Origin of the sequence: Bacillus cereus group sp. MYBK5-2 (genome assembly GCF_051915685.1) — a bacterium.
Lineage (GTDB): Bacteria > Bacillota > Bacilli > Bacillales > Bacillaceae_G > Bacillus_A > Bacillus_A cereus.
In genome coordinates this window covers 170,198-182,126 of the sequence record NZ_JBQAFE010000008.1, presented here as the reverse complement: position 1 = coordinate 182,126, position 11,929 = coordinate 170,198, and the positions used below count along the sequence as shown (strand labels likewise).

The window sequence follows — 11,929 nt, the reverse complement described above, 5'->3', positions numbered from 1 at the left end:
TTTATTTTACAGTTTGTTTACAAAACGATTAAATACAGTTTATTTTTCGTGACGAAAAAAAGAGAATTATGAATAAAATGTAATAGATTCTTAAATATTTAACAATTCCTATATTTAAAAAATACAAAAGATGCTAAAATCCAAATATAGAGAAAATATAACTTTCGAAGGCGGTTGAAATAAATACATGTTTACTCAAAAAAAATCACTCCAACATACAATTGCTCAATTAGAAGAGCGTATACAAGAATTAGAATTAGAATTAAAACAAAAGGATATTGAAAAGCAAGAGACTATTTCTACTATCCACGATCGTGTACAAAGCGTTGTCCAAGAGCATCAACTTGTAAATAACCAACACAATACACTTCAAAATTTAGTTCAACAATTAAGTTCATGTTTCGAAAATGTTTCAACACGTACGACACATTCCAATGAGTTAAATAATGAAATGTTACAAAAGGAACAAAGCTTAATTCAGTCTATTGCAGAAATTATTGACTGCTCTAATGAAGGAAAAGAATCCGTTCACCGCTTACTTATTGTAATTAATAAATTAGGTGAACAATCTCAACGCACGTCTAATAGTATGAATCATCTAAGCGAACGCTCAAAGGAAATCGAGCAAATTGTAGAAGTCATTCAAAACATTGCAGCACAAACAAATTTACTTGCATTAAATGCGAGTATTGAAGCCGCACGTGCTGGGGAGCACGGTAAAGGATTCGCTGTCGTTGCCAATGAGGTAAGAAAACTAGCGGAAAGTACAGCAGAAAGTACAAAAAACATCGGCAACTTAACGAAAAAAATTCAAGAAGAAATTGAAAAAGCATATGATAACACAAAAGATAATTTACATTTAGTCGATGAAGGTGTAGAAATGAGCGCCGATACAAATGCTAGAATTGAAAATATTTTAGTTATGATTCAAACGTTACAAAATGGTGCTACAAATGTTATTAAGGCTATCGAAAACCAAAAGTCTTGTAATGATGACATATTACGAGAATTCGCTAACACACAACAAATGTTCCAAAAATTAAATACTACTATTATGAATCATATTCATGATGCTGAAAAAGTCGATGTTCAATTGTCTAAAAGTCTTCAAGAAACAGTAACTTCTTAATTAAAAATAAAAATCCCTTATACTGCTATAAGGGATTTTTATTTTATTTTGAATATTTATTTCTTTTCAATATTCATCCATATCTTTGTTATAATGGAAAAGTTGTTTCTTTCAACTAATAAACAAGGAGGTTATTATGGAACAATTTTACTACGTTTTAAAATATTTAATTCTCGGTCTGTTCCAAGGACTAACAGAACCAATTCCGATTTCTTCAAGTGGTCATCTCGTTTTAGCACAACATTTGCTAGGACTAAAAATAGAAGGGTTTAGCTTCGAACTACTTGTTAATTCAGCTTCATTATTAGCTGTATTACTTATTTATAGAAATGATTTAATTCGTCTAACGAAGAATGGTCTCTCTTATATATTTACAAGAGCAGAAGACGCAAAATCAGATTTCTTCTTTATTATTTATCTTGTTATTGCAACCATTCCAGCAGGTGTTATTGGTGTTTTATTTAAAGATTACATCGATCAGTACTTAAAAGGTGTGAAGATGGTTGGGATTTCCCTTCTTATTACTGCTGTCGGCCTTTGGATTATTAGAAATTTACGCGGTCGTAAAAATGATGGCGACCTTTCTATGAAAGATGCAATCATCGTCGGATTAGCACAAGCTTGCGCACTGATTCCCGGAATAAGCCGATCTGGTGCCACAATCGTAGCAGCAATGTTACTTGGTATGAAGCAAGAAACAGCTCTTCGCTTCTCATTCTTACTATACATTCCTGTTAGCTTAGGTGGCTTGTTGTTAAGCATTACAGACATTGCAAATGATCCAAATCTAGACACATTATTCGTACCATATGTCGTTGCATTCATCGCAACATTTATCATGACGTATATTTCACTAAAATGGTTTATGAACATTATGGCAAAAGGAAATTTAAAATATTTCTCTTTCTATTGTATTATCGTAGGTGTACTTACTCTTATTTTCTTATAAAGTAAAACTTACAAATTGAAAGCGAGTCATCTAGTGTAATAGAATGACTCGCTTTTTTATACCTCTATTAAGTTAAAATCTATTATTTACTTAGAATTTTCTGAATAGTATAATATTATTTAAGTTTACTATTACAGTAATTCTATCTTTCCTACTATTATCGTAAAAGAGGTGTTTATATGTTTATAGTTACTAAACTCATTCACATTAAGTACGAATATGAAAATGAGCTACTTTATGGGCTTAAACAATATTATCCTTCCCCTGGAACGAACGGTTGTATTAACATAGAGTTTTCACATGTTCATCGTACAAATGATAAGGCAGAATATATGATTCGTCTGTTATGGAAAACACAACAAGATTACCATACATGGCTTTCTCAAAGAGAAGGCCATGTAACTTTGAAGCACAAAATACAAGGCTATATACTTTCTTCCAAATCAAATGCTACCTATGTGCATTAACCCTTCTCTTTTTATTCCTTACGAGGGGCAAAATGATAAAGTGAAACTTTAATCAGCCCTCATCAATCGGGCTGTTCACAAATAACAAGATAAGGACCCTCTTACTTTTCATACTGTAAGAGGGCTTCTCTTATGCATACACTTTCTTCTCTTGACAATACAAACGAATAACATGTTTATTTTGTTGAAATACATCATGCGTCAGACGAATAATAATAAAGTTTCTTTTTGTTTGATCATCATGAACAAAAATCTGTTCTCCCTCCTGAAAACGCCATGCACTTTCAAAAGTCGTAATATGATCCCCACTTACAGAAAAAAGTTCATATCGCATCTCTTGTACCCTCTCTCAACTTACATAATCATAATATCCTCATATTAAATTTATTATAACTTAATTCCTATAAAATTAGTAATTATTTCTATTTCGAAAGATTTTAACTTTGTATTTAAATATTTTTAGCGCTATAATGATAAACGAATTTTCATTGAAAGGAGTTTTACTTTGACTGCATATTTATTTCCAGTAAAAACAGCATTTATTTTATTCCCCTTTTTAGCAATGTTTCTTTTAATCCCTTTTTTAATATTTAATTATCGAAAATACGGTTATTTAAATAAATGGCGCTCATTTATTTTATACTCATTATTACTTTACTTATTAAATGCCTATTTTCTTGTTATTTTGCCGTTACCACAAACGTTTGATACTTGTAGCCTACAACCAGCTAATACACAACACATGCAACTCTCACCATTTTATTTCATACAAGAGATTAGTAGTCATACATCGGCAGTTTTAACGAAACCAGCTACTTATTTCTACTTATTAAAAGAGTCTGCGTTTTTACAAGTTGCATTTAATGTTCTATTAACTGTTCCATTCGGTATTTACTTACGTTATTATTTCCGACGTAGTTTCTTACAAACAATTTGCATTTCCTTTTTCCTTTCACTATTTTTCGAGCTAACACAAGTGACTGGATTATACGGTATATACAATTGTGCATACCGATTATTTGATATCGATGATTTGTTTTTAAATACATTAGGTGGCGTAATTGGTTTTATCATTGCACCAATATTTACGTACTTCCTTCCGAAGACAAACGAGTTAGATAGTCATATTGATTTGGAAACGAAACCAGTCGGATTCATTCGTCGCCTTATCGCGATGCAAATTGATTGGATTTTCTTATCTATCATCGTACCTGTCGTTAAAAACAAAGGAAATTCTTTCTTCGTTTCTAATATGCAATCTTACACGAATATGTATGAACTCATTTTCATTACGTGTTCAATCCTTATTTATTTTATTCTTATTCCATACTTTACAAATGGAAAAACAATTGGGAAAGCATTGCTTCGCATTCATCTGAAAGGAAAATCAGATCGTATTACATTAAAAGAACTATTTATTCGCTACGGTATATTTTATTTTGCGTTAGGCGGAATCAATTATATTCTTTCTAGTAGCTCTATGTTAAATCATACAGAACCTTTAGTATTACTCGTTACATTGTTATTCCTATTTATCATTAACGGCCTATTCATTATTCATGTTTTACTGCATGTATTTAGCCGTGATAAACTACTATTTTATGAACATATTAGTCATACAAGAAATGCAATTACGCTAAAAAAAGCTGACAAATAATTATTTGTCAGCTTTTTCATATACATAATGTGAAACCTTAATCAGCGGGGGTCTTACTGCCAGTTAATACGGGATAAATAACTTTTCTGCATAAGGATTAAAAAACATTCCAAGTTCATCTAGAGACTTCCTCGCCTGTAAAAACGAATGAAACTCTGGATATATATCTTGTAATTGCTCATACGATAATGTATGCATTTTCCCCCAATGCGGACGCCCTTCATACTTCAGAAAAATTTTTTCCACTTCGCCAAAGTAAGCAGCATATTTCATACCTTTATACATATGAACAGCGATATACGCTGAATCTCTTCCATAGGCTGGACTAAGCCATATATCATCCCCTTTTACATAGCGGCATTCGATTGGGAAGTGCACCTTATACTTTTTCTTTTCAATAAGATTTGAGATTTCTTCTACAACCGTCCTCATATACTTTGAAGGAATGCTATACTCCATTTCATAAAATGGTACCGTACGTGATGTAGCAAATACTTCATAGCTCGGGCCAATTATTTTTGTGTTTGGTACAGCTTTTGCTGATAATCGACTCACTCCTTTACTTATAGAAGGAAACCATTTACACCCTTTAGATAGTAAAGAGAACATCCTATTTTCAAGTAACTCCACCTTTAGTTTATGCCATTTCAAATCACTGCCTTGATTCGTTGTTTCGTTCGTAAGTTTTACTTGTACTTCATCAGAATAAGGAAAAACGAAAAATTCAAAATGACGATGCTTCTTATATTCTTCTAGTTTGTTCATTACAGTGGATAATGACTGTTTTTCACTTTCATAAACGAGTGAATACGCTGGAATAACCTTCAATTTTATCTTTACAATGATACCTAACATTCCAAGTGACAACTGAAACGCTCTCCAATATTCTACGTTCTCAGCTTCCGAACAAACTATACTCTCACCATTAGATAGAACTGCCGTAATCTCTATAACTTGTGTTGATAAGCTCCCAAAGGTAATACCCGTTCCATGAGTCCCCGTACTAATCGCTCCTGCAATAGATTGCGAATCAATATCCCCTAAATTTTCTTGCGCATACCCTTTTTCCTCAAGTAACTTCCCTAAATCATATAACTTTGTTCCTGCCCATACTTCAGCAACCATCTTCTCTGCATCAATATTCACAATACCCTTCAATTCATCTAAAGAAACTAAAACTTCTTCCGTTTGCACAAGGGGTGTAAACGAATGTCCTGAACCGACAACACGAATTTTCTTCCCCTTTTTTCGCGCAAGTCCCACAACTTCTACTACATCTTGTATACTTTCTGGATACATCGTATAATGCGGCGTTCCTTCTACATTCCCTGTCCAATTTCTCCACTTTTGTCCCTTTATAGAAAGCATTGGCCATCCCCCCGATATGTTGAATACTCCCCAACAATCTCTCCTTTTTTAACACGATACAAAAAGGGAAAACGCTCACATAACTCACCAGCTTTACTATGGCGAAACAAAATGGACTCTCCTATATCCACTCGTTCCTCACCTTTATAAAAAATTGGCGTTTGTACCTCGCCAGCACCTTCTAAAGCTAATAGTTTTGCACCCTTCGGTCTCCAAACTTCAGGCTCTTTATCTTTTCCAACTGCTCCTGAAGCAATATATCCACCACCTAGGCAAGTGTAAATAAACGGGACTGGTTTACGCACAACTGGTAAGGCAAATCCGACCGCTGGATAAAATTTCACCTCTTTATAATAATCAAACAGCTTCGGAGAATAAAAAGCAGAACCTATTGTAATCTCTGAAACTGAATTATCTTTCTCGGTTGTTTTTATACTTCCTGTTCCGCCTCCATTTACAAACCTTAGCTCAATACCAAGGTTTTGTATTGCTTTTACAATATGTTCTCTTCTTTCTTTCACTTCTAGCACTGATTTCTGCTTTAAATATGAAATTATTTTACTTTTCAACCATTGATTCGGTATATGATCTCCCACCCCAGCAATTTGAGCTTCATAACCCATTACACCATCTAACATTAAATATGATGACCTTCTCACCTTTTCTACTACTTTCAACGCATCCTGCACATTTTTTACTGGGGACCTTTGTACACCAAAATGAAATTGAAAGAAACGACTACTCATATCAATATCCAAACAAACACGAAAACATCCTTTAGATTTCTCAGCAATGCTTTCTAAATACACAATATGCTCTTCACAATCCACCATACAAGTTATAATGAAACCTTTCTTTGTTAACAAACTAATTTCATACAGAGCTCTTTCATCGTAAGCAGGATATCCAAGCAATAAATCATTAAATCCTTGTTCTATTAAAAATAAAATCTCTCTAGGTGAAAAGCACATAATACCTTGAAATCGATCATTTGCAGCTAGTATCTTTTGCATAATCGGAACAGAGCGTAACGATTTACTCGCTATACGAATCTTTTTATTTCCACTTAACTCTATAATCGATTGAATATTTCTATCTAAAGCCATTTCATCCAAAAATGCACACGGTAATGGAACTTCTTTAAAAATTCCTCTATCCACATTTTTCTCTCCTCTTCTCAATATGTCTTATACATATTGGAAAGAAAGTGTGATTTTCCTGTTTGCAAATAAAAAAAGTTTCTTCTTTACGAAGAAACTTTTTGAAACTACTTCATAGAAATAGTCGCCTCTACTGGATAATGATCAGAGTAATCATTATACGTATATTTTTGGAACCATGATGTAACAGTCCATTGTGGAGATTTCGGCTGTAACACCTTATTCTCTATATATGATGGGTTCGCATGGTCTTTACTTGCAATAATATAATCTAAATACTCAGCAGGACTATCAGGGAAATTATATTTTGCAATACTGTTTGTCGTTGCATCCCAAGTCGCTGTATGTCCAGTATAAGATGGTACAGAAGCGTTCAATGTTTTAAACATAGATGCATACTCTGAATCATTCTTGTTCTCTGCATTAATTTTATTTACGTTCATATCACCGCCAATTAACACATACTCATTATTTGGTATATTTTTATTTTTAATAAAATCTTGAATTTCTTTTAATTGGTTCGTACGTACAGATGCTGGTGAAGTTTTTCCGCACATACTATCTTCAGCCTGCAAATGCGTCCCAATCACGTGAATGAAACGATCATTTTTCTTAATTTTCGTGTATACAAACCCTTTATTCGATAAATTATCTGGCCCGCATCCTTTTGCAAATACATATTGAATCTTTTCAGCGATTGGCCATTTGCTCACAATCGCAACGCCACCATCTTCAGGAGTTGAAGATGAATAGTTTCCTAACGTTTTATCCCATTCACTTCCACTACTACGACCTAATACTGCTGTTTGATTTGGATATTCTTTCTTCAAATTCCCTAATAAACGATCTGAAGCGCTATTATCAAACACTTCATTTAATATAACTACATCTTGATTCTTTATATAATCTGCCGCCCCGATTAAATCAGCACGCTCAGTTTGTCCCCAGTTCGGATATAAGTTTGTTGATAGCATATATACATTATGCGTCATTACTTTTAATGTATCATTTTGATTTGTAGACACTTCTGCTTGAGCTGACGTTCCGCTATATAAAGCTCCTAAACCAACACCTAAGCTAAGTACACCTTTTAGCAATTTACCTTTCACGTTTCATACCTCCATGTATTGTATAGTAATAAAAAGGCCAAATACTCTATTCTGAGATTTGACCTTTTTTAAATACTTAACGATTTCCGTACGTATCAAACCAAAGCTGAATATATCCAGCAGTAACACGTTGTGCATCCATTAAACGCTTACCTGTCATTGGTGTAACTTCAGCGCGCCATTTATCTGCATATTCTTGTGATACAGCAGCTCTCACGAACCAATCTTTCGTATTATCATTTACAATGCCAGCGTAATCTTGTTTCGCAACTACTGCCGCTCCATGAATCCAATCTTCTGGATTCGTACCTTTCCAGTTCCAATATCCATTTCCATCCGTTACTTTATAATTATCTTTTATCGTATCTACAAAGTTTTCATATTTAGAATGGAATCCTTGTGGATACGAAAGGTTCGTAAAGTTTGCCGCATGCATTGGTTGGTTTACATCCCCTAAATAATGAAGAGATAGTCCTAAATAGAAGAATGCTTGTTTCATATCTTTATTTTTGTAAGACTCACCAGCTAATTTAAAATACTTAGCACCAGTTTCCTTTGCCTGCTTTGCATACGGAATATAAGTCTTCCCATTGTCAGGGTCATAGAAATGTGAAGCAAATGTGCTATTATCATAATAAGGATTTTCATAGTCAGCAGCATAAATACCGTTCTCTAACTCCGTACGCCATTCATTTAATAGTGCAACTCGATCTTGTTTTACAAGTGTTGTATTACGAGACATAATATCAATTGCACGGTTTACAATCCATAAATGAGAATTCACGCCTTCTTTATGTCTATCTTCAGCAGACCAGCGCGGAATAACTCCAAATCTCTGTCCCCCATCATTTTCATGAGCAAATGCAACACTTTGTAATGGAGCAACTAATGTAATAGCTGCCGCTAAAGCAAGTACTTTCTTTTTCATATAAAATCCTCCATTTTATAATTGAATTATTGTAAACATTTTGTTAGGATCCTATGATGTCGTCCGGTTAACCTATGACTAGAATATCCCACCTTTCATGAAATTTCTATCAATAAATTAAAATATGCAAATGTTCATATCATTATAACTTTATACACAGTGAATATAATGAATGAATACACTTTCATTTTAATAAACTATTATTAAGGCTTGTCTAAACTAATGTAAAAAAAGAGTAAAGCATCTGAATGCTTTACTCTTTTTTTCTATTCGATAATATACTTGGCAATTGTACATTAACTGCTAACTTATGAATAAATCCAAACACTAGTCCAATCCCAATAAATATGTATAAGATTGTAAATATCTTTCCGAAATCAGTTTGCGGACTAAAATTCCCATCACCGACAGTCGTCAACGTAACCACACTAAAATATAAAGCGTCAATAGGACGTAATCCTTCAACTGTACTATAAAAAATCGTACCCGATATTAAAGTCAAAATTGTTAATATAAATAATACTTGAAATTCTTTATCTTTCCACGCTCGTAAACAGGCTCTTAACATTCGCTTTAAAGTTAACAAAAATGAAAGCATTAGATTCTCCCTTCCAAACAAAAATACATTTAGTCAAAGGAAAGTCTATCACCTTTCAGTATAGAAAAAAAGTAGCCCTCTTCTATTTCTAGAAAAGGGCTACTTTATTCGATTCTATCTTATTTAGGTGAAACAAGAATTTTCACTTGTGTTTTATCTTTTACAAGTGCTTCAAATCCTTCTTCAACAACTTGATCGACTGTAATTTTTTTCGTAATTAATTTCTCTGCTTGAATTTGACCAGAGCTAATTAATTTAATAACGGCCGGGAAGATGTGACGGTATCCTAAAATACCAATAACTTCTTTTTCTTTTAATACTAAATTATTTGGAGTAATTGTTGCGTCTTTTTCCCATACACTAACAATTACAGTTTGTCCTTCAAAGCTTGTACTTTCAATCGCTTGACGTAGTACAACTTCAACACCTGTTACTTCAAAGCTAACATTTACACCTAAACCATTTGTTAAGTTACGAATTTCAGCTAACACATCTTGAGTTGCTGGATTTAATACATAATCCGCACCTGCTAATTTCGCTAACTCTTGACGTTCTTTAGAAAGTTCAACTGCAATAACAGGAGTTGCTCCTGCTGCTTTAGCTGCTTGGATAACAAGAAGTCCAATTGGACCGCAACCAAATACTGCTACAGCTTCCCCTTCTTTTAATTTACTTTGACGTACTGCATGAACTGCTACTGCTGCTGGTTCTACAAGCGCACCTTGTTCATACGTCATTTCATCTGGAATGTGATGAACCATATCTTCTGGTACTACTGTATATTCAGAGAAACCGCCGCCTTCTCCGCCAAGACCGTGGAAAACAAGTTGTTCACAAACATTGTAATGTCCATGTTTACAAGCTTCACATTTACCACAAGAATAAATTGGTTCTACAACAACGCGGTCTCCCACTTTATGAGATGTAACTCCTTCACCAATCTCTATTACCTCACCACTAAACTCATGACCTAAAATAACAGGTGCTTTCACATGTGTTAATGGATGTTCTTCTGTTGGAATAAAAATAGGCCCTGCTAAATATTCATGCAAGTCTGTCCCACAAATACCACACCATTTAACTTTGATTTTCACTGTTCCTGGTTTTACTGTTGGTTCTGGTACTTCTTCTACTCGTACATCACGTTGATTATGCCAAAGTAGTGCTTTCATTTTATACATCCCTCTCTATGTATATACTTAACCTGGTGAAGTTTACAATTCTATTATAATACTTCTATCCATATATTTCAAAAAAACAATCACATTCCTACTAATTTTTTACAAATAACGTTCAATATTTTGTCACTTTGTACTTTTTTCCACATCTGTTAATTCAATTTCATTGCAGGTGAAATTAGCATTATGCCATAATAGCATAGGAGAGGTGAATATCGCTTGAAATATTTTATTTACTTTATCGTTATCGTGGCATTTTTAGATACATTTTCACAATTACCTATTATGAGTACTTTCGCTCAAAGCCTTGGAGGAACCCCTCTTATTATCGGGCTAGTTGTCGGTATGTACTCATTCGCTAATATGATCGGTAATATTATTGCTGGAGCCGCTGTCGATAAATTTGGTGCAAAAAAAATCCTTTATATAAGCATGGGAATTACGAGTTTCATAGTCTTGTTATACACCGTTGTTCAAAGTGGTGAACAACTATTAGTTGTTCGCTTTATGCATGGATTTAGTGATGGCTTTTTAATTCCTGCTGCCTTTACATTTTTATCAAAACAAACAAATGCAAAAAGACAAGGAAAAGCAATGGCTCTATCTGGTGCTGCTGTTGGAACAGCGGCAATCGTAGGACCTGCTTTCAGCGGTATTATGAAAGCAACAGCTGGCGTAGAATGGGTCTTCATTACTATTTCTATTTTAATGGCTCTTGGTACGATCGTATCTCTATTCTTCTTACCAAATAACGTATCAAGAAAAGATACATCAAGAACACAAATGATGAACAAAGAAGATATGGTTGAACTTTTAAAATCAGAACCGTTATTACAAGCATATATTGGTGCTTTCACATTAATGTTTTCACAAGGAATTGTCACTTACATGTTACCAGTAAAAGTTGAGGCATTAGCGCTTAAAGCATCCACAACAGGCATGATGTTAAGTGTATTTGGTATAACTGCTATCCTCTTCTTCTTACTTCCAACAAATCGTATTTATGATCGATTTAATCGTTCGAAACTAATGCTAATCGGAATTGCAGTTATGGCATTCGCATTATCTTTACTCGGATTATTTGCTACAAAAGGTATGCTCTTTATCGTAATGATGATTTATGGAATTGGATTCGCAATCCTCTTTCCATCTATTAACGCTTTACTCGTTGAAAATACTACAGACGATAATCGCGGAAAGGCATTCGGATTATTTTATGCCTTCTTCTCATTAGGAGTTGTTGCTGGCTCCTTTACAGTCGGCGCAATCGGAGCATCACCTAGCGTCAGCTTCATTATCGGGACAGCATTTTTATTAACATTTGCTGGGATGATTTATGTAAGAAGCAAAGTAAAAAAGACAATGATGGGATAATCCATCGTTGTC

Annotated in this window: 12 protein-coding genes; 5 read left to right on the top strand and 7 right to left on the bottom strand. The window is 33.9% G+C overall.

Features of this window, described 5'->3' with window-relative positions; genetic code table 11:
* Positions 1 to 187 precede the first annotated feature (187 nt).
* From ACTFP3_RS23565 to ACTFP3_RS23555, 3 genes are all read left to right on the top strand, one after another.
* The gene (locus tag ACTFP3_RS23565; RefSeq protein WP_000495036.1) at positions 188 to 1,129 is read left to right on the top strand and encodes a methyl-accepting chemotaxis protein; all 942 of its coding nucleotides are present in this window, start codon (positions 188 to 190) and stop codon (positions 1,127 to 1,129) included.
* A 136-nt stretch (positions 1,130 to 1,265) separates the two neighbouring features.
* Positions 1,266 to 2,078, top strand: coding sequence for an undecaprenyl-diphosphate phosphatase (locus ACTFP3_RS23560; RefSeq protein WP_000434794.1), 813 nt, complete (start codon positions 1,266 to 1,268; stop codon positions 2,076 to 2,078).
* A gap of 179 nt (positions 2,079 to 2,257) precedes the next feature.
* Positions 2,258 to 2,545, top strand: coding sequence for a hypothetical protein (locus ACTFP3_RS23555; protein ID WP_000471238.1), 288 nt, complete (start codon positions 2,258 to 2,260; stop codon positions 2,543 to 2,545).
* 130 nt (positions 2,546 to 2,675) lie between these two features.
* On the opposite strand, the gene ACTFP3_RS23550 is transcribed toward ACTFP3_RS23555, so the two are convergent.
* Positions 2,676 to 2,879 carry a hypothetical protein gene (locus ACTFP3_RS23550; RefSeq protein WP_001268332.1) on the bottom strand — a complete coding sequence of 68 codons (204 nt, stop codon included), beginning with the start codon at positions 2,877 to 2,879 and terminating at the stop codon, positions 2,676 to 2,678.
* A gap of 171 nt (positions 2,880 to 3,050) precedes the next feature.
* Here ACTFP3_RS23550 and ACTFP3_RS23545 point away from each other — a divergent pair, with 171 nt between their 5' ends.
* Entirely contained in the window at positions 3,051 to 4,202 is a 1,152-nt protein-coding gene (locus ACTFP3_RS23545) for a VanZ family protein (protein WP_440011407.1), read from the top strand.
* Between the two features lie 63 nt (positions 4,203 to 4,265).
* Here the strand turns inward: ACTFP3_RS23545 and ACTFP3_RS23540 are convergent, their stop codons facing one another.
* The 6 genes from ACTFP3_RS23540 to bdhA all read right to left on the bottom strand — a co-directional run bounded on the left by ACTFP3_RS23540 (position 4,266) and on the right by bdhA (position 10,537).
* On the bottom strand, positions 4,266 to 5,570 hold the full coding sequence (locus ACTFP3_RS23540) for a D-arabinono-1,4-lactone oxidase (RefSeq protein WP_440011405.1): 1,305 nt from the start codon (positions 5,568 to 5,570) through the stop codon (positions 4,266 to 4,268).
* Positions 5,558 to 6,730 (bottom strand): amino acid deaminase/aldolase, encoded by a 1,173-nt coding sequence (locus ACTFP3_RS23535; protein ID WP_000373736.1) that lies wholly within the window; start codon positions 6,728 to 6,730, stop codon positions 5,558 to 5,560. Before ACTFP3_RS23535 ends, ACTFP3_RS23540 begins: the two co-directional genes overlap by 13 nt.
* 107 nt (positions 6,731 to 6,837) lie before the next feature.
* Positions 6,838 to 7,839, bottom strand: a complete 1,002-nt coding sequence (sph, locus tag ACTFP3_RS23530) for a sphingomyelinase C (protein WP_061113567.1) — start codon at positions 7,837 to 7,839, stop codon at positions 6,838 to 6,840.
* Between the two features lie 76 nt (positions 7,840 to 7,915).
* Positions 7,916 to 8,767 (bottom strand): phospholipase CerA, encoded by an 852-nt coding sequence (gene cerA, locus ACTFP3_RS23525; protein ID WP_000730998.1) that lies wholly within the window; start codon positions 8,765 to 8,767, stop codon positions 7,916 to 7,918.
* 253 nt (positions 8,768 to 9,020) lie between these two features.
* Entirely contained in the window at positions 9,021 to 9,365 is a 345-nt protein-coding gene (locus ACTFP3_RS23520) for a potassium channel family protein (protein WP_000948207.1), read from the bottom strand.
* Positions 9,366 to 9,484: 119 nt separating this feature from the next.
* The gene (gene bdhA / locus ACTFP3_RS23515; protein ID WP_000645827.1) at positions 9,485 to 10,537 is read right to left on the bottom strand and encodes a (R,R)-butanediol dehydrogenase; all 1,053 of its coding nucleotides are present in this window, start codon (positions 10,535 to 10,537) and stop codon (positions 9,485 to 9,487) included.
* A gap of 225 nt (positions 10,538 to 10,762) precedes the next feature.
* Here bdhA and ACTFP3_RS23510 point away from each other — a divergent pair, with 225 nt between their 5' ends.
* Complete coding sequence (locus ACTFP3_RS23510) at positions 10,763 to 11,917, top strand: MFS transporter (protein ID WP_000873272.1); 1,155 nt, start codon at positions 10,763 to 10,765, stop codon at positions 11,915 to 11,917.
* Positions 11,918 to 11,929: the final 12 nt, after the last annotated feature.